Here is a 22,377-nt window from a genome sequence, read left to right as displayed (position 1 = left end):
TTCAAGGGTTGTTTTACTTACTTCCTCATTTTGAGGTATGTTTAAGTCGTCCTGTAAGCAGCTGTTAAAAGTAAAAATTACTGCAATTGCCAGCGCATAAAAGCACAATTTGTAAAGTTTAGTTTTCATAACTATAATATTTAAAGTTTATACATTAAAATTAAATAGAATAGCGGCTTGCAAAGTATTAACTGTGCGGCAAAAACTTATACTTTTTGATGTAATTGTTGTAATTATGAAGCATTTAATTATTTTAAAAAGATAAGAATAGATTTAATCTTTAAAATTAAAGTCATTTTTGTTCATAGTTAAACCCATATTTAAAACGACACCCGTTTTTTTAACCAGCTCTCTAAATCGGGGTTCATTATGTAAGTCGTTGAATTCAGGCCTGAATAATAATACAGGTAAATATTCAAAGCGGTATTTATAAGCAATTTCCAGATACTCTAAGGCCTCTTGTTTTTCAGCCATAAGCATATGTACTTGTGCTGTTAAAATAGGGTAGGAACAAAATTTTGGATCTCCTGCTCTGACATTAGTAAGCCAGTATCTAAAAACATCTTCCATAGGCTCTTCTTTATACCTTTTTACCATATCATAGTTACCCCTAATTTCTTGTAATTTTATAAACGAGTTCTTCGAATCATTTATTTGCCAGTTTAGATACTGAACGAATCCTAATTCACTTAATACGCTTCCGTAGCTTGGGAAAATTTCCAATACTTTTTTGTATTGTATTATTGATTCTTCGTAATTGTTTGCCATGCAATATAGTACGCCAACTTTGGTTCCTATCCAAGGATTCATCGGGTCAAGCCCTTCAGCAACCAACGCTTCCTTTATAGCCATATCAAAATTATTATTCACCAAATAATAATCAGATAGTAACATATGTCCATAAGCATTGTTTGGATCTAATTTCAGTCCTTTTTCCACCATTTTTTTCATCTCTGCCCATTTCCAGTCAAATTTCCCTAAAATATTTCCTTTGGTAATATAAGCTTCCGCTAAATTATGATCCAGTTCTAATGCCTTATTGATTGCCCTCGTGCTTTTTTCCCTGTTCAGAAGCTTTTCTTCGTTATTGCTAATGAATTTATTTAAAGTTATATAAGCCTCCGCCAGTGTTACGTATGCAGGCGCAAAACTTGAATCCAGTTTGATTGATTCTTGCAAGTTTTCAATGGAACTTATCGTTGTTTTGTGGGATTGTTGATTCCATAAATGGCGGCCTTTTAAGTAATAGGTATAAGATTCAGTATTAACTTTATAAGTATTAGCCGCTATATCAATTGGCGAAACTTTTGCGTTGATCTCCTTCGAAATTTGGTTTGATACGCGACCAACTAGTTGTAAAGTATTTTCATACTTTTGATGGTAACTGTCCTGCCAAATATGTTTTTCCTCAGGGAAAGGCTTTATGAGTTGAACTATTACTTTTATACTGTCTCCACCAAATAAAACAGAACCTTCTAATAAATAATCGACATTAAGCTCATTTGCAATGTCAGCGGATAGTTTAACTCCTCCTTTGTAACTCATTGCTGAAGTTCTTGATATAACTCTTAAAGCGCCAAATTTTGATAACTCTAATGTTATGGCTTCCGTAATTCCATCCACAAAGTAATCTTGGTCTTTATTATCAGATAGATTTAAAAATGGCAGTATGGCAATTGAAGCTGGCTGAAATTTTATTTCTTTTAGTTGGTTAATTGAATTGCTATATAAGAAGTAACCAACAACAGCAATCATAATAACCGGTATTGAATAAAATAATAGCCCTAACTTTTTTTGACGAACTTGTTGGGCCACCTCGAAGTTGGTTGTACTTTTAATTATATCGCCGCCTTGATTTTTAAATTCTCCCGGCGTAAAACCAAAGTGGTCAAGAAAACATTTGTTAAAATAAGAGGGGCTGCTAAATCCTACCAGATATGAGATCTCAGATGCCGTATAATCAGAATTCTTAATTAATTTAGCCGCTTCTTCCAAGCGTATTTTCCGAATTAAATGATTGGCTGATTTACCTGTTAAGGATTTAATTTTTCGCAATAATTGTGACCTGCTCAAACCTATTTCAGAGGCTAACTGGTTAACATTAAATTTTTCATCTTCTAAATTCTCTAAGATGATTTGTTTAATTTTATTTATAAAAGCTTCTTCCATTCTTAAATAAATATGATATACTAAATTGGTTATTTTAAAATTACAATATTTTTTTTATATATTATTAAATATTCTTGATAGAAGTATTTGTATATTAGTATTTTGCATCAAATATTTATCTAAAAACGAACATAGTTTCCAAATTTCAAAAAATAAAGTGCTCTGATTATCAATTAGTTGAGTTTTTTTTAAATAGAAATTAACAATTCATAACCCGGAAGTCTCCAGTTCAATTCTGGATCACGCTACTTCAAATCAAGGACTTAGGTATATAACTTAAGTCCTTTTTCTTTTTGCGTAAGGAATTGCGTGCCAAAAATTACACTAAAACCAGTATTTATGCTATCTTCAACAAGTCATAAAAAACAGAACCTATATTTTACTCATAAAAACCAAATAAGAGCCCCCTCAAGAATTGTTAAAATCATCCCTCCTTTATATTTTGTGTCTCAAGAAAGTTGAGCCAACTAGCTGTTTGTTTATTGGATAAAACCCTGGGAAATTTATTAGAACCACCTATTTTATTACAGGTTTTCATCCATCCATAAAATAAATTATTAGAAATTATATTCACATTTATCTCTTTTAATGCATAACCACGTTCCGTATCATAATCATCATTTAAGGAACGTATTATTGAATCTAATTTATCGCACAATACCTCACGCTCAACATCTTTGTCTATTCCAAGCCACCAAGTATGAGAAAAGTAACTATCTACCTTACCTCCTATGACTGTAAACTCCTTAATATTTAGGTTCATTTCCTTATTTAATCGAGAAACAGCGTCATTCATATTTCCAACAGATAAATGCTCTCCACAAAGACTTAAAAAATGTTTTATTCTACCCGTAATTACTATTTCATATTTACTAATATCTGTAAACTTAATAGTGTCTCCAATTAAATATCTCCAAGCACCAGCATTGGTCGAGAGAATAATAGCATATTCTTCATTCACTGTTATTTTATTTAAATTAAGTGCTCTTGCCTTATCGAGTAAAACGCCTTCATTCGAGAAATTATCTGAATTAAAAGGTATAAATTCATAAAAGATTCCATTTCCCATTACCATACTCATCCCTACTGCCCTATGATATTTTTGAAATGCAATAAATCCTTCAGAAGCCGTATAGGTGTCCAGGTAGATTAAATCGTTTCCCAATAATTTATTAAAATAACTTTTATAGGGTTCCATAGAAACACCCCCATGAATATATATTTTAAAATTAGGCCAGATATCATAAATACTGCTCACTTTATAATGGTCAATTATGCGTTCAATTAATATTTGCACCCATGCCGGCACTCCTGTTACGATTCCAATATCCCACTTATAGGCCTCTCTAATTACTTTATCTAATTTTTTATCCCAATCGCTTTCTTTAGAAATTTTTATGGATGGTTCATAAAATTGATTCATCCAATTTGGCATATTTCCTGTTAGGATACCGCTTAGGTCTCCCATAGATAAATCACCCACTTGTTTTAATTGCGTTGCCCCTCCTAACATTAGAATTTTACTGTTAAAAAAGTCATTCGGTAAGTTCAGGTCATCCAAAAAAGTACCTATGCTTTTAAAACTAGCTTTACGCATCGATAAATGCATTTGATGACTTATAGGTATTTGTTTGCTTGAACTTCCCGTAGTTCCTGAACTCAAGGCGAATTTTTTTATACTTCCCGGCCAAGTAACATCTTTATCACCCTTTAATAGCCTATACCACCATTTATTATAGATCTCATCATAATCAAAAATTGGAATATTGTTCTGAAATGCTTCAATGATATTGGATGACTTAAGAATTGCCTCGAAATCATACTGTTTACCAAAATCGGTATAAGAAGCAGAAATTAATAATTTTCGTAATGTATTCTCTTGTAATTTCAGCATACTTTGATTAGAAATACTTAGTTTACTATATACATTAATAACTCTTTTGATTATCTTCCCTCTTAAGGTCATATTATATCGTTTTACTTAGTGTCCCAGTATAGATTTCATTCTCAAAAAATACATGGTCAATTACTGATAACATTAACTTTTTTTGACAGGCCCGACAGAACCTGTTTTAATAATAATAATAATAATAAAGCTTCATCAAGAAATAAAATCTTCGACCAATTTTTTCATAAGCCATTCTGCCTTATGAGGTGCTAAAACCTGATTTATCGCCAAAATAATACTAAATTTAGTTTCCAAGTCATAAAACATCATACCGCCGTAAGCACTATTATGGCCTATAAAATAATGATCTCCAATTTTTTTTTGTTGAAGACCCATTCCATGAGAAATCCTACCTCTTTTCGAAGGAATATTCATATTGTCATCATCAAAATTCATCATTAACTGAAGCGTTTCAACTTCCTTAAATAATTGACCCGTTAAAAGAGATCTTAGAAAGATATCCAAGTCGTTTGCTGAAGATATTAAGCCACCACCTCCCCAGTCAAATGATGTGTTTACATTTTTCAATGAATACATTCCATGAAATGGGAATATAATTGGCGCAGCACCTTTTTTGCTCTGATAAAATTCGAGGTAGGTATCATTAAGAGAAAGGGGACTTAATATTCTTTTTTCCAAGGCTTCATGATAGGGCATGTTGGTCAATTCTTCAATTAAAACAGCCAATAACAAATAATTGGTATCTGAATAATAAAAGTCTGTATTCGGCTTAAATACGCCTTTTTCATTTAGATTGTATTCAAAATATTTTTCCATGATCTTTTTCCAATCCCAATTTTGATTTGGAAAATCCATGATGCATTTAAAGAACCTTTCATCATCAGCAAAATAATCTCTAATACCACTTTTATGTTGTAATAAGTTCTTAATTGTGATGTGACTGGAGTAGTTAATACCCTCAAAAAATAGTAATTCTGAAAATATTTTTTTAGTTTCACTGTTTTTTAAACAATCTAAATAATGATCATCCAATTGAAGAGCACCTTCTTCCATTAACTGCAAAATAACAGTTGCCGTAAAAGTTTTTGTGATACTGCCTATTCGAAAACGGTAATTACTTTCTATTGCACCACCAGAAGCATACATCTGACCAAAAGCACCCGTATTTTTTATATTCCTTTTAGTGTCATTCAAGTACAACAGACAATTATAAATAGGCGCAGATCCGTTTGGGTTAATCAGCAACTTTACCAAATCTTCAAATTGTTTCATTAGACAACTATTAAATATAGTCAAAGGCTGAAGCGAACTTCGGCTGAGATTTTACAGAAGCTATTTCTGTTTCACTCATATTTTTAAAAGAGGCCATAATGATGATATCCGATTCCTTTAGAAATGAATGAATCAAACCTAATTTTCCTTTTTTAATTATCTTTTTCCTTAATGGGCAAGTATTTCCCATCCAGAACAAGGCCGATTTCAACTTTTCTTTAGCCAGCAAACCTTCAAATAATTCATATAATTTTTCTTCATATCCTTCTTTAAAATAGATGCCTTCAAATGCCAGAAACTCGAAACGCTTAGGATTGAACAATTTATTAAGTACGGGTATCATCGGAACTACTTTCATAATTAGTTTCCCGGCAAATCCTTTCATATTATTGATAACCCAATGTACACGGTGGTATTGACATCCGGCAACAATTTCATTGTTCTCTCTGATTACGAAATAGTTATCCTGAAGAAAAACGGCGTTGAACTGAACCAATGCATGTCTTTCGTATTTTTTTTTCAATAATTCAGATACTTCTTGTCTTCCCTCATTGGAATTTATTTGGAGCATGTTTTTATTTGATTTTGGGAAAAACCTGCTAAACCCCATTGTTTTTACTGTGCCAATATCTGTATATCCTGAACTTTCGACAACCTGATAAGAAGCCCTGTTTCCCTTTTCTATGCAAGCAAAATAAATGGTTTTTTCCTTTTCGTCCTCACGAATCAATTCCATTATTTTTTTAGTAAAATGTTTGATGACTCCTTTGCCCCTGATGGCTTTAGAGGCAGCGAAGTATCTAATGTAGTTACAGTTAAATTCTTCACCATCAACAGCTACCAACGTATTTGAAAAAACAGCTGTTCCTCTTATCTCATCACCTTCATACCCTGCAAATAATATCGGATTGTGGAGCAATTTAAGGTGTTCTTCAGTGTTTTTGTGTTCATAAATAGCCCCTTCATTTCCCCAGGCAATACTGTCTAAAAACTCCATTGCCTCCTTTGGAATTCCGGTATGCCGCTGAATGTGATAATCGCCTTCGGTGAAAAAGATGTTTTTTTTCATAATTTCTGTTATTCCTTAAGTTTGATAATGCCTTGTTCTGCTAATTGTCTGCAACTCAATTTTATTTTATCCTCTAATGATGTAATTATTTCTTCAGTATGCGCTGCTGATAAAAAACAGTTTCTTCCTTCCCAAACATACACGCCATTTAAAAGAAGCTGACTATAGAGTTCCTTATATCTTCCTGGTGTAACAAATCTGAATAAGGATCCAAAATGTACCATTGACAATTTCGGATAGTTTTCTTTGAAAAATTCATTCATGCGAGTGCAAAAATATGCGGTTCTGAGATTTATTTCCTGCAGCAATTCTCCGTTAGAGGACTCGAGTATTTCTAACGTTTTTAAAGATGCAGCCATCGCTAATGGATGGTGACAAAAGGTACCCGCAACAAAAGTCGACTTCACCTCCGGAAATGACTGATCACCATACTGCCATGCCCCCCCGTCTATAACATCTAAAAATTTTGATTTTCCAGCTACAATGCCAATTGGCAATCCGCCTCCAATTACTTTTCCATAAGTAACAATATCAGCAAGGATATTAAATAATTTTTGACAACCCCCAATATCAATCCTAAAACCGGTTATTACTTCATCAAAAATAAGTGCGATATCGCTTTGTTCTGTTACACTGCGCAATTCCTTTAAAAATGATACAGGCTGAAAACTTGGGTTTCTGCTTTGAACTGGTTCAACAAGAACGGCTGCAATATGATCTTTATTCTTTTTAATAAAATTTAAAGATTCTTCTGAGCCATAATCAAAAATATATGATTCATTTAAAATGGATTGTGTAATCCCAGGAATAGATTCTTGAGCCATATTTGTCTGGGGGTTCTTTTTAAGGGTAAGCAATGGGTCAAATGTACCGTGATAGGCCCCTTTAAAAAAAACGACATATTTTTTTTTTGTAACCGCTTTTGCAATTCTTACAGCAACCATGACAGCTTCTGTACCAGAATTGAAAAACGCAACTCTTTCTGTTTTTGTAATGGCTGTAATTTTTTCAGCTAGTTTTCCTGCCAACGGTGAAATTGGGCCTACAGACCAACTCTTTGCAAGCTGTGTCTCAATTTCTTTCCGGATGGGTGTATAATTATGTCCAAAAAGAATTGATCCAAACCCCATGGTTAGATCAATATATTTATTATTATCAATGTCCCAAATAAATGCACCATCGGATTTGTCTGAGACTAAAGTGTAAATAAGTTCTTTTTTCAGGATATTAAAACCTGCCACATTTCTATTCAAAGCAAAACATTGTCTATAACGCTGCGTATGTTTTTTTGAAAGTAAATTTTTTTGAGATAATTTATGAATCATATATGATTTGTTGTTTGGTAATAATACGATTTAAATTTATAACTAAAATCGTTATTGTATTAACTTAAAAGGCAAAATCTTACCCTAACATTTATTATAATATTTAAAATTTAGAAAAATAGTCAACTCAATTCTTAAAAAGAAGTAATTATTTAAAAAAATAATTAATACCTATCAGTTTTTTAATTTTTTTGCATCAAATATTTGTCTAACAAACGAACACAATTTCATAAAATATAAAAATAAAGCAATTGATTATCAATTTGTTACATTTTTAGAAAATGCCAATTAATAATTCATAATCTGGAGGTCCTCAATTCTGGATCACGCTACATAGAAATCAAGGACTTAGGTATTTAACTTAGGTCCTTTTTCTATTTGCGTGAGGAATTGCGTGAGGAATGTTTTAATTTAGCCATTAAAAGCTTAAATCTAAATTTTTATTAAAAACTTTTTACCGCTTTTTGGTATGAATTTTTAAGATCTTTCCATTGCCCAAAAAATGATATTTTTTGAACTTCATGTTATAGCTGCTATAACACTACTATAACACTATGTACGGAGTATGTATGGAGTATCCTCCCTTTATCCTCCCATGAGCCCCCATTAAGACTACTGTTGTGCCCATCAAAAGAGGCAAAAATGACCCGTCCTAAAATAACTATACAGGTTGGCAAATAAATCCTACTATAGCTATACAACTATAATTTTTAATCCTAAATATACTATACATCTACTATTTCATAGTTATATTTTTTATTATAATTCTTCCCATGAGCCGGATGGCAATATGTTCAATAGATTGCTGTTTTTAATTTATTTGTCTGTTTTGAAATAAACATCATGTTTGGAACTCCATCCATTTCTTCTTTTTCTTTTTTGCATCGCCAAAAAAAGAAACAAAAAAGTCTAGTCTGGTGATCTTTTTCTGTAAAATGAATTGAATTTTCGCCTTGCGCCAGCTGGCCTGTTCACTAAAAACATCCACTCCAACACGCCGGCTGGCTCCTGCGCTAAAAACATCCACTGGATGTTTTCTTTACGCTTGACCCTCTTAACGATCTGTCCTAACCAAAAAAATCATAGGTCGGTTCTTTGGGTTTTGGGTTTTGGGTTTTGGGTTTTTGTTTTTGGTTTTGAGTATATAAACAAGTTTGAATCAGGGGATGAAAGGTTGTTATTTGTGTTCCATACAAACTTTGTTTGTGTATAGCTATTTCAGGACAAGACAGCTTCTTAAAAAATAAATTAGTCTAAATCTTTAATACTTATTTTTAGCAGAAGCGACAGGCCCTTTCAAATTATTTTAATTTGAACAATTAGTTAAAAATAAACATTGAGAATACTCCAAATAATACCACAATAATAACAAGATAAATCCATATATTTTTTCTTCTTTCCTTTTTTGACAAAAGACTAATTTTTTGTTTTAATTCATCACGTCTTTTTTTATCAAGATTGGGAAAATCAAACTTTTCGCCAAATTGAAATGATCCGTTAATTCCTTCTGAGAGTAAAGTGTCAAATCTATTTTCTTGGCAAGGCACTAAAAGAAATGGCAATGCCAAAAACCATCTAATTAATCTTTTCATAGTAATATAGTTTTAGTTAGCAATAATATTTTAACAAGCCAAGGAAATTCCTTAGTGTAAATTGTTTTAAAAATTCGAAACGAGGGTTATTTTATTGGGGTAGCAATTATTTGAGCAAATAAATCTCTTTCACAGCAATTTAATTTAAAAAATTTTGTAAAACAACTTTTTTGTAAAGATGCAACAATGTATCAAAAGTTACAATACTCAATTTGAGTATTTTATAGTTATTTTTTCAGATTAAAGAGCAATCTTATTCATTTTCAACATTCCAACCAATTCACCTGTTGATGATATATTCAATTTTTTTAAAATATTTCTTCTATGAGTATCAACCGTATTTGATGAAATATAAAGTTTTTCAGCAATCTCTTTACTTGAATAATTTAACACTAATAAACGTATAATGTCTCTTTCTCTATTTGAAACCCCATTTGTCAATAATTTTTGAGAAAAATTATTAAAATATTGGGTTTCATATTCATTCTTGTCATTTAACCATTTGGCAGATGCACAAACATCCATTTTAATATTAGAGTTTAAAACGGTATAATGAGCCATTCCAATTATTGGTTTATTCTCCATGTCAAATTCAAGTGGCGTTGTATTTTGAATAACGTTAACATATTCGTCTTTAGAATTTTTAAACCTATAATTCCAAGTATAATTCATTCTTGTTCTTTGCTCAATAGAAATTTCATTGACCGTATAATTCATCAATTCATTAAGTGCCGCTAGCCATCGTTCAACATCATCAGGATGCATGCGACTCCAAAAATAACGCATCCCTTTCTCTTTAAGCAACGTTTTATCTAACCCTAAACAAGATTTCATGTTTTTACTTATATACTCAAAGGAAAGCGTTTGGGTATTGGTTATGCAAAAAAATGTTGAACTGTATGGTAAAAACTCATCCAATTCTATGACCTTCTTTATATGATTCTCCAAAGAACCATGCCCATAAGACTCAAATATCTTACTATATAATCTTCTAATTTTTGCTGTTATCATTTTTTCAATTTAGCAATCTGTTTAAAATTAGACATTTAAATTTGCATATAAAAATAATGATTGATTAAATTACTAAAGCAAGTACCGGTAAGGCCGCTGTTCCAATACCAAATCCTTTCCAAACTGCACCTGAATTTTGTCCTTTGTAAAATAGTTTTGAATCCCGTTCTCCTCTCATTGCCGTGCTTCCTTCAGATTTAACCTTATCTTCTGTTTCATTGAAAAGGTCCTTTGTTCCATTTTTATAGCGAACTAATTATAAATCAGATTTTAGACCTGTAAAAGTTGGGCTATCCGTATTATCAAAATTTTTATACTTTATTTCTGATGGAGTTACTTCAAGAATTTTGGCTAGAATATCGTCACCAGTTTTTTTTGTAATTACATTCTGGGAAAAACAAAACCTCACGGTTTCCCGTAAGGTTTAAGTTATTTATACAAAAAGTGAGGTTATATTTTTTGTATTTTTTTAAGCAAATCTTTTTCGTAAATTTTGCAATTCTCCTTTTAAAAACCTCCAAGTAATATCCTATTAAACTTTTCTAAAAGCTTAATACCTCAAAAGTAAACTGAATAAAATGAATAAAGTTATGGGTTCCCGTAATTCAAGAAATATTTTAAATAAGTCCTAAATCTTTTGTAATTGAAACCAGATGTGCTGGATTGTTAGCATTAAAATGTTCTTTTAAATATTTTAATCTTTTTTCAATAGTACTCACACTTATTGGCGTCCAATTTTTCTCTTTAAGTTCTATGCTAATTTGTTCCTGTAACAATCCTTTAGAAAGACATTCTATTAAAAAGATATCATAGTCTGATATTTCAATGGCTTTGTTCTTAGATAGAGATCCTGCAACATGAGGTGAAACATAGCTGTTTTCAGAATTATATATTAACTGAATGGCCTTTTTAAGTTCTCTTAGCCCTTCCCTACTTTTCCAAACATATGCATTGATTTTATGCTCATTGAATAAAGTTTGTACTCTATATTCTTTGTCTTCCACTGAGAAAACAACAATTTTTAATAATGGAAAATCTTTTCTGACTTCTTTTATCAAATCATCACCACTTGTAATTTTTTGTTCCAAATGATCCTCATCAAATGACAAATCACTAATCAACAAATCATAAGGTACATTATTTAATTTGGCAGCTTTTAATTTCAACAAAGCTTCATCGCAGTATTGAACATAATCAATTTCTGGTATGTCTAATTTTATTAATTGAGACTTTATTCCACTATTAATAAAGTCCATATCTTCTGCTATTAAAACTTTTTGAAACATAGCTTTTATTTTTTGAAACTAATAAACACTTTAAACCCCTTATTTAAGGATGATTCAAAATTAATAATTCCATTTATTGATTTTATACGGGTTTCCACATTTTTTAGACCATTCTCTAATACAAGTGTTTCAAATTTAATTCCAACTCCATTATCAGAATAATTTATAAAATATTGACTTTTAGTATTATTAAATGAAATCGCCACCAAAGATGCTTCACTGTGTTTTTGCATGTTCACCATTAACTCCTGTAATACTCTATAAATTTCAATCTGCTTATTTTTAGTGATATTTTCTAATTTTACCTCATGAATATTTTTAAGAATAATGGTAGTGGTATCATTAGTAAAACTTGTAAGTAATATTTTCAAAGAAGCCTCAAATTTTTCACCAGTTTCAATCGTATTATTTTGATGTGAAATATTTCGTGTCAATAAATACACCTTTTCCAAATCATCTAAAAGCACCTCTTTAGGCTCTTCGGCATATTGAACTTTATTCATAATATTTACAACATTATTTGCTACTTCATCATGAATTTTTTTTGCAATACGTGTTTCTGTTTTATATATCTCAGCTCTTTTTTCCTGTTTGTGTTTTTGGGTTTTAAAATAACCAAATACTAAAAGTGCAAATACTAATGAGCCACTTGAAACAGCACCAATAATATTGGTAGTCCGCTCCTTTTCTAATTCTAATTCTTTTTCTGAATGCACCACCTTTAACTCTAAATTTTCCTGACGGTTCTTTTTACTGTCGTATTTTAATTTTGCAAATTTATTCTTAGCACTTTTTTCTGCTTCATTAAGGCTATCACTTATGTGTATATAAGAAGCATAATACTCTTTTACTTTGGGAGAGTCATCTAAATTAATTAATTTTTGTAGCGCCTCTAATTGGTCATGTGGGCTTCTTTGTATACTAGCCAAATGATACATTTTTGAAGCATATACTAATGACAATTTAGTATTCCCTTTTTTATAAAACTCTGAAAGATGCGCATAACTTGCAATCAATCCCCAAATATCATTTTCCATAAGTCGAATATTCAAAGCATTATCCATACCTGAAGAATCCTCATTTTGTTCATTATTCAACCATCTTGTATATGCAAGATTGTCAATAATTCTAGCTTTTGTTGCATTACTTTCTATAGGTACTTTACTTAAACTATCTAAAATCGCTATTGATTTATCATATTTTCCTAAATCTCTGTAAGCATTTGATTTATTTTGTAAACATTTTATTTTATCTGTGTTTTTTGTTGAAATATTTATGGCTTTATTATACCAATAGATTGCTTCAGTATAATCCTTTTGTTTTCTTGAATTAATAGCTATACAATTGTAAACAGCCGTTAAGTATGGTATATTTTTATCGTTCAAATATTTCAATGCCTCAATAGCATTGTTATCACTTTCTTCAAAATCACCCAAATCAGATAGCAGAATTGCTATTTGCGCTAAATTTTTTCCGATTTCAGAACTATCACCAAGCTTTAAATTTATTTCATTAGCATAATTATAAAAAAGATAAGCACTGTCTTTTTTTAAGTCTGCACTATAATAATAAGCAAGTGTAGCATAATGATTTACAATAGCTATGGAATCATTCTCTTTTAAGGATAAATTAACTAGTTTTTTACTAATACTTATAGCACTATCTAGTTGCTTTAAATTTCCAAACAAATATGTTTTATAAGTCAAAATTTCCTTAACAATTTTATAATTCGATTGTATTTTGATTGCATGGTTAAGGCCTAAGTTAGCCTGAATTAAACAAATAGAGTCTGATAACGTTCTGTCTTTCATTTGCTGGACATAGTAACTTACAGAGTCAATTTTAGCTTTTTGACTTGTTTCAATTTTCTCTTGCCGCTTACAAGACTCTAATTGAAAAAGACTAAAAATTAAAAAAAAGAGAAATACAATTTTTAAATTTTTCATTCCTCTAAATTAATATAAATGGGTTAAATAGCTAATAGTTATATTTAATTTCCTTCAAAAACTTATTTTTAAGGTTCTAGTGCTGGTTCAGGTGGCGGTGGTGGCGTCTGTTTATGTTCACCTCCCATCCATGCATTTCCATATCTGATTGAAAACTAATTAAATCTTGATCATCATCATTTGAACAAGAAAATAATATTCCAATCATTAAAAAAAATTCCAATTAATGTAATTTTTTTCATTATTTTAAATTTAAAAATTGAAGTAGTATTCCTATTCGAGTCATTCTCAACATTTTTTGCTTTACAGCAATACACTCTATTTTGAAGACATTTTCTTCTATTCGGGAAGTATGAAGTTTAGAAACTGCATACGATTGCTTATACGATTTGCAAATAAAAAAGGATTATACTGAACCAAAAGTGTATACAGGCAGTAGAGATCTTTCAAAACGTTGGTATCTCTATTTCTTCTTACAGAAACCCAAAAACCGGTAAATTGGAAAGACAAAATTCAACATATGTTAAATACAAAAAACGAAAAATAAATTCACTAAACCTCTTTTCTTAACACTTCTAACGGAGGACTTTTTAAAACACTTCTAATATTGCTTAAACCAATTAATAAAACCAATGCTGTAATTCCCGGTAGAAATATTAAAAAAGGAACAACGGACGGAACAAAAGGCTCTTTAAATAGCATTGTTGCTAACAATTGACTGCTAATTAAAGACAATAGAATACCTACAAGACTTCCTAACATTCCCAAATAAACATATTCAAGTGCCGTAATTCGTACTATTTGTTTGCTCTTTGCTCCTAATGTTCTTAACAACACACTTTCTTTAATTCGCTGATACTTACTGTTTCTAACCGAACCGATTAAAACTATAATTCCTGTAAGAATACTAAAGAAAGCCATAAAATTAATAATCCATGAGATTTTATCTAAAATGTCTTCAATAATAGTGTAAACCTGTCGTAAATCTAATACCGAAACATTGGGGAATTTCTTCACCAAATCTCGCTGTAAGTCGGCTGAAATGGCTTCATTTGGCACATAGGTTGTTAACACATTAAACTGCGGCGCATTTTCTAAAACACCGGTTGGAAATACCACAGAGAAATTAAGTTGCATGCGTCCCCAATCTACTTTCCGAATACTTCCAATGGTAGTTTCCATTAAAACTCCTTGTACATTAAAAATGAGTTGATCCCCTATTTCTATAGCTGCATCTCTCGCAATATTATCTGAAATAGAAATTAAAATAGGGTCACCCTGCCCTCTTTCTTTTGTCCAAGTTCCTTCTAAAAGTTCTTCTGAAGCTAGCAATGAATCGCGATAGGTGACTCTAAACTCATGATTTAATATCCATTGATTTATAGTTGAAGTGCTGTCTTTACGAATATCATTCACCAATTTATCTTTAATACGATGCATTCGCATCGTTACAATAGGAATGTTATCTATAACCTTCAAACCTTTTGGAAGCACTGTATTGACCACTGCTTCTTTTTGTTCGGTTTGCACATCCATTAAAATGATATTTGCATTTTCTGAGTTATTCTCAATAGCTGTTTTAGCTAACAGAATGTCTTTCGTAAAGTATAACGTACTAATTAAAAAAGTACCTAAGCCTATGGCTAAAATCAGTACCATAGTCTGATTGTTTGGACGAAATAAGTTTAACAAACTTTGACGTTCTGTAAAACCCCAATTGGTTGGGAAATATTTTTTAATGGCTTTCATAAAAAGACTTGCAATTCCCGCCATAATGGAGAATGCAATTAAAATACCAACGGTAAACGCCAATCCAAATAAGGCATCTTTTAACAACCAGAATGAAAATAAAAATATAAAAAGTAAAATTGCCGCTAAAGTGAACAGTCGTGCTTTCCTTGGTTTTACCAAATTTTCATCTGTTCCTCTCAACACTTCCAAAGGAGAAACGTACCAAGTACCTAACAATGGCAGCAACGCAAATAACACCGACATCAAAATACCCAACGTTATTCCCATTATCAATGGCTTCGCTGTGATAGAAATTTGAACATCAAAAGGTAAAAATCCTTCTAAAATATAAGGAAAGGCATATTGCAAACCAATTCCAATGACGGAACCTAAAACACCGCCAATTAATCCAATTCCGGCAATTTGAATCAAATAGATTAAAAAGGTCTGTTTTCTTGTAGCTCCTATACATTTCAGTACCGCTACATTTTTCAATTTTTCTTTAATATAAATATGAACAGAACTTGCTATTCCCACACAACCCAATAAAAGCGCGACAAATGCCGCCAAATTTAAAAATTTACTCACGTTTTCATACCTTCTGCCTAAACGCTCACTAGTACTGGTATGCGTATCTAAATCAGCATTTTCGTCATCTAAAATAAGATTTAAATTTTTATCTAACAGCTCCAAATCCATTTCAGGTGGTGCAATGAAAAAGTATTGATATTCTTTTCTGCTTCCCAATTGTAGTAATTCCGTATCGTCTATAAAGCGAAAAGGAATAAGCACTGGAGGAGCTATTGAAGTGGAAACAGCTGTGCTGCCAGGAACAGATTTTAACGCTCCAATAATAGGAAATGTTAGCTTTCCTAATTTAATAGAATCTCCGGGTTTTAAATTGTATTGTAGCATTAAAGTAGCATCTACCAATGCCCCACCCGATTCTTGATACTGTGAAGCAGCGTTCACTGGATCGGTATCTAAAGTTCCGTAAAATGGAAAATTACCTTCTATGGCGCGTATATTTACCAGTTTTGTTCCCTCATTTTTTGGAAATGCAGCCATTGAAACAAAATTAACTTCCGAAGCGGCTACATTTAAAGAATCTATAATGGCTTGCACTTTTTCAGAAGGAAGTTGTCTGCTGTCTATAATGAAATCAGCGCCCATTAAAGCTTTCGACTGATTTTTAATGTTTTGTTTTAAATTCTCACTAAACAATTGAATGGAAACAACAGCAGCAATACCCAGTATAATAGATGCCATAAATAGCATTAATCTAGAAATACTTGCTTTTCCATCTCGCCAAGCCATTTTAAATAGCCATTGTACCGAAGCTTTTGAGGGTAAACTACTCATAAACCTGCTATTGTTTTTTCGTTAGACATTATTTTCCCTCCTTTTAATCTCAATATTTGTTGCGTTCTATTGGCTAAATCTAAATCGTGGGTAATTATCACTAAGGTAGTTCCGGCTTCTTTATTCAATTGAAAAAGCAATTGAATTACCTTTTCGCCCGTTTCTTCATCTAAATTACCCGTAGGTTCATCGGCAAATAAAATAGAAGGTTTGTTAGAAAAAGCTCTGGCTAACGCTACACGTTGCTGTTCACCACCTGATAATTGTGATGGATAATGATGAGAACGATCTGCCAAACCTACTTTTTGTAACAATTCCATACCAACCTTAGCGGCATTTTTTTCACCTTGCAGCTCTAAGGGTACAATTACATTTTCTAATGCAGTAAGTGTAGGTAGTAATTGAAAATTCTGAAATATAAAACCAACTTCTTTATTGCGCAATTGCGCGCGTTCATCTTCATCCAACTCTTGTAAATTACTTCCACACAATTCTATGTTCCCAGCGCTTGGGTGATCTAAACCAGCGCACAAACCAAGCAAGGTAGTTTTGCCACTTCCTGAAGGACCAACAATAGAGAAGATACTTCCCTTTTCAACTTCAAAAGAGATATTGCTTAACACAGTTAATTGTTTTGAGCCACTCGTATATGTTTTCTCTAGTTCGTGAATCTTTAATATCTTTGTCATAGTATTCATTTAATATATATTTTACCAAGAAATGCAAAAACTGAAAAATAATCAATTGATTTTAAATTTAAGTGATCGTGGAATAAAGATTTTCTTAAAGTTTTGTTACTTTTCATTTTTACTGCTACTCTCTTGTGGTTCGGATACTTCTAAAAAGGAAAAAACAACTGAATCAGCGCCAATTAAAACTGAAAGCAACATCACAGAAAACAGTGCTACAAAAACTATTTTATTTTTTGGTAATAGTTTAACCGCTGGTTATGGATTAGACGATGTAAATGATGCTTTTCCTGCAATTATTCAAACTAAAATAGACTCGCTTTCGTTGGATTATACCGTTATTAATTCAGGGTTGAGTGGTGAAACAACCGCAGGTGGAAAAAGTAGAATTAACTGGGTGCTGAATCAAAAAATTGATGTTTTTGTACTGGAATTAGGCGCTAATGATGGTTTACGCGGCATTCCTTTAAAAGAAACCAGCAAAAACTTACAAGCAATTATTGATGCTGTGCTCAAAAAAAACCCAAAGACTAAAATTATATTGGCAGGAATGCAACTTCCTCCAAATATGGGACAAGATTATATTAGGGAGTTTAAAACTATTTTTCCTGAATTAGCCGAAAAGAATGAACTCCACTTAATTCCGTTTTTATTGAAAGATGTTGGTGGTATTCCAGCATTAAACCAAGCAGATGGCATACACCCAACGGTTGAAGGACAAAAAATATTGGCAAAAAATGTTTGGGCTGTTTTGCAATATGTAATTATGACGTAATCCTACAAAAACCAAAATCATCATATGTTTATAAAAGATGGAGCATGTATGAGGCCTAAATTATGATAAAGTGTGAATCGATTAGGTCATTTTCAAATCTGATTCTGTTTAAGTTTTCACGAAATTTCATCGATGGACTTGCAACAAAATTAACTACTTAATTAAAAAAGGTTTAGCAAAAGCTAAACCTTTTTTAATACATTTTTACCGGTAATGGCCATTGCAGTCAACACTCCTGAAAACAAGGCGCCTCCAACACCTGCCGTTACAATATCCTGACCTGTGAGATAAAAGTTTTTTATCGGTGTCCTGGGTTTCAAAAAGGATTGTCTAAATCTGGCAGGGCTGTGGTCCAATCCATAAATTTCCCCTTTTTCATAATTGACAAAATGTTGCGTGGTAAGCGGTGTAGAAAGTTCATAACAATTCACCTTCCCTTCCACTTGAGGAAGTTGTTTGTATAGCTCCTTTAACAAACGCTGGGCGATTTCCTCTTTGATCGCTTCATACTCATCCCCTCTTTTCTTCCAAGATGTATCAGACCAATTCTCGAATGTTTCGTAAGGAACTAAGGTAATAATATCAATGGTACTTTTACCGGGGTAGCGATTAGACCAGTCGGGGTCCTTGGCTGACGGAAAAGAAAGATACACTACAGGAAATGGTTGTGTTAAATCATCTAAATATCTTTTAACACAAGTATCATGATCACCTTCGGCCGGATAAATCCAATAATTAGTTTTTGGAATATGAAGTTCTTCCGGAGAGCCTTCTAAACCAATGTATAAACTTACATGTGCCACTGATCGCTTCACTTTTTGCAACTGTTCTTTCAATCGGTGTTTTTCAACCGTTGCAGATGGCAACAGTTTATGGTAGGTGGTCATTATTCCTGCATTGCTTACAATGTTTTTAGCTCGAATAATTTTTCCATCTTTCATACGCACTCCTGTGGCTATGTTGCTTTCAACAATCACTTCTTCCACTTCTGCATTTATTAAAATTGTTCCGCCAGAAGACGCTATTACCGGGTCCACTGTTTTCACAATTTGCGAAGAACCTCCAACCGGGAAATTTCCTCCATCAAAATAATGTCGTGCCACTGATGCGTGCATGTAGAAACTGCTCTGCTTTGGAGGTAATCCGTAATCACCATATTGACCGGAGAGTACTTTTATTAAGGTTTCATTATTCGTCAAAGAACGAAGAACCTCATCCGTCGTTTTATCCGCAAATTTGTAAAACGGTTTTTTCATAAACCCGCCTACCAATGCATCCAGTAATGGAGGAATCGCCTTGCTGATGTAATAGTTCTTACTTGTTTTTACGGCCTCAAAAACCAAATCGACGTATTTATTGATGGCCTGATCTTCCTCTGGGAAATAGGAAATCAGTTGTTTCTTGAAGTTTTTAACCCCTTTTACAAAATCAAAGTGCTGATCGCCTATGACTATACGGTCATACACTTCGCCTATGTCAGCCCATTTCAGTTCGCCGTCGGTCACATAATCAAACAGTTTTCTCATTATGCTGTTTTCACGCTGTACCTCTCCGATATAATGGATCCCCACATCCCATTCGTAGCCTTTGCGTTTAAAAACATGGGTAAAACCGCCTGCCGTATAATGCCGTTCCAGCACCAATACCTTTTGACCTTCTTTTGATAGGATAGCAGCTGTTGCCAGCCCTCCCATTCCTGATCCTATAATAATGGTGTCATAAGTTTCCTTTAATTTTGGTTGTTGCTTGTAGGATTGAATCATTTGGCTATTTTTTTTTTAACGAATGTACAAAATAGAAATCACTTTTTTTTGTGATTAATTTCACTAATTTCCTGCACTTGAACACATTTTGAATATAATATGCCTTAATACTGCTTCCATCTATAAAACATATACTTCTAAAAGTAATTTTATTGAATAATTTTAAGATTATGTAGGCTTATTGTCCTGAAATTAGTGAGCCTTAAAAAATATTTCAATAAAAAAAATGTATGAATCATGTAAGTTTTATTTTTTATTATGTAACAAACTCCCTAACCTTTATATCTAATTTTGTTCCGTTATAATAAATCATTATCAATTAATTTATAAAATGAAAAAAATGAAAAAAAGAAATTTATTTTTAGGAGTAGCAATAATCTCCTTAGCATTTACATCTTGTAAAGATGAAAAAGTAACCGCAGCTGAAAAATCTGTAGATACCTATGTAGTATATGTAGATTCAATAGGAAATATTGAATCTACAGAGGCTAAAGCACATTGGCAGGCAATTGATGATTCTTATCAAATAAGAGTTGTTGAAGCTGAATTGGCTTTAGAAAATTTAAAAGAGAAAGAAAAAGCACAAGAAAGAATTGATGCAAGTAAAGCAAAATACGAAGCATTAAGAATGCAAATTGAAGCAGATATGCAAGCCGAAGCCATGGCAAACTCAAAACAATTATTGAGAAATGCCTTGTTTGGTGAAGGAAAAATTGGCGAAGACATGAATTTTGGTTGGGTAAACAAAGACAATATTCTTGTAGTTTACGATCAATTTATAAATACTGCCGTAGACAATAAAGACAGTTATTCTCGTGAAGATTGGGATGAAATTAAATTAATGTATGAAGCTCTTGACAGTAGAAAAAATACTGTAGAAAATGAAGGCCTTACTTCGGCTGACAACAGAAAAATTGCTGGTTTAAAAATTAAATTTGGTCCAGTATACACTCTTAAAAGAATGAGTTCGAAAACTGAAGAAATGCAAGAAGCTAAAGAATAATAACTTTTTGGTTAGTTAATGTGAAAAATGACAGTTGGAAACGGCTGTCATTTTTTTTATAATTTATTTTAAACAAATTCAAATTGCCCGAAAAGAGAAAAAATTATACGTGCAATTTTACTTATTTCCTTAATCTAGTTTTATTTCTCGAAGCATGATGTTCCTTCGACAATAACAATTGTTAAAAAATAACATCTTTTTATTTGCATATTTCTTATTTAATCGTAATATTGCAATAAACAAATAAAGCAATATGGGAATTACAAAATCTGAAATATTTTCTACAGAACAAAATCAAATCGCAACCATTGCAAAAGCCTTTGCGCACCCAGCCAGAGTTGCTATTTTACAACAACTTTTTAAATTGGATGCTTGCATTTGCGGCGATTTGGTTGAAGAAATCGGATTGGCGCAACCGACCATTTCACAGCACCTGAAAGAACTTAAAAATTTAGGATTGATCAAAGGAAATGTTGAAGGCACCAGCGTATGCTATTGCATAAATGAGGAAGTTTGGCAAGAAACCAAACAGCTTTTTACGACATTTTTAAATCAGGATATTAATCTAAAAGGACAATGTTGTTAAAAATAATTAATTTAATAATCGTATTATTTTACAATAAAACAAATTTAAGATGCAAACAGATAAAGAATTAAAAGATTTGGTAAAGCAAAAATACAGTGAAATTGCCTTACAAAATCAAGATGAAAACAGGGCTTCATGTTGCGGAGCTGGTGAGTGCTCAACCGAAGTTTACAATATTATGAGCGATAGTTATGAAACCATAGAGGGGTATCAGGCAGACGCCGATTTAGGTTTGGGCTGCGGACTTCCAACAGAATTCGCCTTAATTAAAGAAGGTGATACCGTATTGGATTTGGGGAGCGGCGCCGGTAATGATTGCTTTGTTGCCCTTGCCCAAACAGGTGAAAAGGGAAAAGTGATTGGCGTTGATTTTACCCCAATTATGATTGACAAAGCGCGTGAAAATGCTGAAAAAAGAGGATTTAATAATGTGGAATTCAGGCTGGGAGATATTGAAAAACTGCCAATTACTTCTAATGTAGTGGATGTAGTTGTCAGTAATTGTGTACTTAATTTAGTCCCTAATAAAAAAGGGGTATTTCAAGAAATACTTAGGGTACTAAAACCAGGCGGACATTTCAGCATTTCAGATGTCGTTTTGATTGGAGATTTACCCTCTACAATTACGCAAGCAGCAGAAATGTACGCTGGATGTGTATCCGGGGCCATTCAGAAAGATACTTACTTAGATATGATTAAAACCAGCGGTTTTATCGATATAAAAATTCAGAAAGAGAAATCTATCTTCATTCCCGATGATATTTTAAAAAATTATTTGGATGGAGAAGCGCTAACGTCGTTTAAAAATTCTGATACAGGAATCTTCAGTATCACTGTATTTGCTCGCAAACCCAGCAACTGCGAACCCGGTAATGGTTGCTGTTAATCC

17 protein-coding genes are annotated in these 22,377 nt (G+C 32.3%); 4 read left to right on the top strand and 13 right to left on the bottom strand.

Annotated features, from left to right (window positions below; translation table 11 throughout):
• Positions 1-273: 273 nt before the first annotated feature.
• The 12 genes from ABY285_RS05890 to ABY285_RS05835 all read right to left on the bottom strand — a co-directional run bounded on the left by ABY285_RS05890 (position 274) and on the right by ABY285_RS05835 (position 17,361).
• Positions 274-2,169, bottom strand: a complete 1,896-nt coding sequence (locus ABY285_RS05890; RefSeq protein ID WP_372768007.1) for a helix-turn-helix domain-containing protein — start codon at positions 2,167-2,169, stop codon at positions 274-276.
• 424 nt (positions 2,170-2,593) lie between these two features.
• Complete coding sequence (locus ABY285_RS05885; protein ID WP_372768004.1) at positions 2,594-4,063, bottom strand: GH3 auxin-responsive promoter family protein; 1,470 nt, start codon at positions 4,061-4,063, stop codon at positions 2,594-2,596.
• A 207-nt stretch (positions 4,064-4,270) separates the two neighbouring features.
• Positions 4,271-5,350 carry a serine hydrolase domain-containing protein gene (locus ABY285_RS05880; RefSeq protein WP_372768002.1) on the bottom strand — a complete coding sequence of 360 codons (1,080 nt, stop codon included), beginning with the start codon at positions 5,348-5,350 and terminating at the stop codon, positions 4,271-4,273.
• 10 nt (positions 5,351-5,360) lie between these two features.
• Positions 5,361-6,419, bottom strand: coding sequence for a GNAT family N-acetyltransferase (locus tag ABY285_RS05875; RefSeq protein WP_372768000.1), 1,059 nt, complete (start codon positions 6,417-6,419; stop codon positions 5,361-5,363).
• A gap of 8 nt (positions 6,420-6,427) precedes the next feature.
• A complete protein-coding gene (locus ABY285_RS05870) occupies positions 6,428-7,744 on the bottom strand; it encodes an aspartate aminotransferase family protein (protein WP_372767998.1) in 1,317 nt (438 codons plus the stop codon).
• Between the two features lie 1,319 nt (positions 7,745-9,063).
• Positions 9,064-9,336 (bottom strand): hypothetical protein, encoded by a 273-nt coding sequence (locus tag ABY285_RS05865; RefSeq protein WP_372767996.1) that lies wholly within the window; start codon positions 9,334-9,336, stop codon positions 9,064-9,066.
• 240 nt (positions 9,337-9,576) lie between these two features.
• A complete protein-coding gene (locus ABY285_RS05860; RefSeq protein WP_372767994.1) occupies positions 9,577-10,347 on the bottom strand; it encodes a response regulator transcription factor in 771 nt (256 codons plus the stop codon).
• Positions 10,348-10,964: 617 nt separating this feature from the next.
• Positions 10,965-11,633 carry a DNA-binding response regulator gene (locus ABY285_RS05855; protein ID WP_372767992.1) on the bottom strand — a complete coding sequence of 223 codons (669 nt, stop codon included), beginning with the start codon at positions 11,631-11,633 and terminating at the stop codon, positions 10,965-10,967.
• 5 nt (positions 11,634-11,638) lie between these two features.
• Entirely contained in the window at positions 11,639-13,579 is a 1,941-nt protein-coding gene (locus ABY285_RS05850; RefSeq protein WP_372767990.1) for a hypothetical protein, read from the bottom strand.
• A 76-nt stretch (positions 13,580-13,655) separates the two neighbouring features.
• Positions 13,656-13,802, bottom strand: a complete 147-nt coding sequence (locus tag ABY285_RS05845; protein WP_372767988.1) for a hypothetical protein — start codon at positions 13,800-13,802, stop codon at positions 13,656-13,658.
• 329 nt (positions 13,803-14,131) lie between these two features.
• Entirely contained in the window at positions 14,132-16,627 is a 2,496-nt protein-coding gene (locus tag ABY285_RS05840) for an ABC transporter permease (RefSeq protein ID WP_372768011.1), read from the bottom strand.
• Between the two features lie 41 nt (positions 16,628-16,668).
• Positions 16,669-17,361 carry an ABC transporter ATP-binding protein gene (locus ABY285_RS05835; RefSeq protein WP_372767986.1) on the bottom strand — a complete coding sequence of 231 codons (693 nt, stop codon included), beginning with the start codon at positions 17,359-17,361 and terminating at the stop codon, positions 16,669-16,671.
• Positions 17,362-17,392: 31 nt separating this feature from the next.
• Here ABY285_RS05835 and ABY285_RS05830 point away from each other — a divergent pair, with 31 nt between their 5' ends.
• A complete protein-coding gene (locus tag ABY285_RS05830) occupies positions 17,393-18,136 on the top strand; it encodes an arylesterase (RefSeq protein WP_372767984.1) in 744 nt (247 codons plus the stop codon).
• 182 nt (positions 18,137-18,318) lie between these two features.
• On the opposite strand, the gene ABY285_RS05825 is transcribed toward ABY285_RS05830, so the two are convergent.
• A complete protein-coding gene (locus ABY285_RS05825; RefSeq protein WP_372767982.1) occupies positions 18,319-19,899 on the bottom strand; it encodes a phytoene desaturase family protein in 1,581 nt (526 codons plus the stop codon).
• A gap of 340 nt (positions 19,900-20,239) precedes the next feature.
• On the opposite strand from ABY285_RS05825, the gene ABY285_RS05820 reads away from it, so the two are divergent.
• From ABY285_RS05820 to arsM, 3 genes are all read left to right on the top strand, one after another.
• The gene (locus ABY285_RS05820; RefSeq protein ID WP_372767980.1) at positions 20,240-20,902 is read left to right on the top strand and encodes a hypothetical protein; all 663 of its coding nucleotides are present in this window, start codon (positions 20,240-20,242) and stop codon (positions 20,900-20,902) included.
• 253 nt (positions 20,903-21,155) lie between these two features.
• The gene (locus ABY285_RS05815; RefSeq protein ID WP_372767978.1) at positions 21,156-21,488 is read left to right on the top strand and encodes an ArsR/SmtB family transcription factor; all 333 of its coding nucleotides are present in this window, start codon (positions 21,156-21,158) and stop codon (positions 21,486-21,488) included.
• Between the two features lie 49 nt (positions 21,489-21,537).
• Positions 21,538-22,374, top strand: a complete 837-nt coding sequence (gene arsM, locus ABY285_RS05810; RefSeq protein WP_372767976.1) for an arsenite methyltransferase — start codon at positions 21,538-21,540, stop codon at positions 22,372-22,374.
• The last annotated feature ends 3 nt before the right edge of the window (positions 22,375-22,377 follow it).

The sequence above is a fragment of the Lutibacter sp. genome (assembly GCF_041555395.1).
Lineage (GTDB): Bacteria > Bacteroidota > Bacteroidia > Flavobacteriales > Flavobacteriaceae > Lutibacter.
This window is presented reverse-complemented; position numbering and strand designations above follow the sequence as displayed.

Bases quoted from the DNA above. Each gene is read 5' to 3' on its own strand.
- ABY285_RS05890 (WP_372768007.1), bottom strand. From the start codon at position 2,169: ATGGAAGAAGCTTTTATAAATAAAATTAAACAAATCATCTTAGAGAAT.
- ABY285_RS05885 (WP_372768004.1), bottom strand. From the start codon at position 4,063: ATGCTGAAATTACAAGAGAATACATTACGAAAATTATTAATTTCTGCT.
- ABY285_RS05880 (WP_372768002.1), bottom strand. From the start codon at position 5,350: ATGAAACAATTTGAAGATTTGGTAAAGTTGCTGATTAACCCAAACGGA.
- ABY285_RS05875 (WP_372768000.1), bottom strand. From the start codon at position 6,419: ATGAAAAAAAACATCTTTTTCACCGAAGGCGATTATCACATTCAGCGG.
- ABY285_RS05870 (WP_372767998.1), bottom strand. From the start codon at position 7,744: ATGATTCATAAATTATCTCAAAAAAATTTACTTTCAAAAAAACATACG.
- ABY285_RS05865 (WP_372767996.1), bottom strand. From the start codon at position 9,336: ATGAAAAGATTAATTAGATGGTTTTTGGCATTGCCATTTCTTTTAGTG.
- ABY285_RS05860 (WP_372767994.1), bottom strand. From the start codon at position 10,347: ATGATAACAGCAAAAATTAGAAGATTATATAGTAAGATATTTGAGTCT.
- ABY285_RS05855 (WP_372767992.1), bottom strand. From the start codon at position 11,633: ATGTTTCAAAAAGTTTTAATAGCAGAAGATATGGACTTTATTAATAGT.
- ABY285_RS05850 (WP_372767990.1), bottom strand. From the start codon at position 13,579: ATGAAAAATTTAAAAATTGTATTTCTCTTTTTTTTAATTTTTAGTCTT.
- ABY285_RS05840 (WP_372768011.1), bottom strand. From the start codon at position 16,627: ATGGCTTGGCGAGATGGAAAAGCAAGTATTTCTAGATTAATGCTATTT.
- ABY285_RS05835 (WP_372767986.1), bottom strand. From the start codon at position 17,361: ATGACAAAGATATTAAAGATTCACGAACTAGAGAAAACATATACGAGT.
- ABY285_RS05830 (WP_372767984.1), top strand. From the start codon at position 17,393: ATGCAAAAACTGAAAAATAATCAATTGATTTTAAATTTAAGTGATCGT.
- ABY285_RS05825 (WP_372767982.1), bottom strand. From the start codon at position 19,899: ATGATTCAATCCTACAAGCAACAACCAAAATTAAAGGAAACTTATGAC.
- ABY285_RS05820 (WP_372767980.1), top strand. From the start codon at position 20,240: ATGAAAAAAAGAAATTTATTTTTAGGAGTAGCAATAATCTCCTTAGCA.
- ABY285_RS05815 (WP_372767978.1), top strand. From the start codon at position 21,156: ATGGGAATTACAAAATCTGAAATATTTTCTACAGAACAAAATCAAATC.
- arsM (WP_372767976.1), top strand. From the start codon at position 21,538: ATGCAAACAGATAAAGAATTAAAAGATTTGGTAAAGCAAAAATACAGT.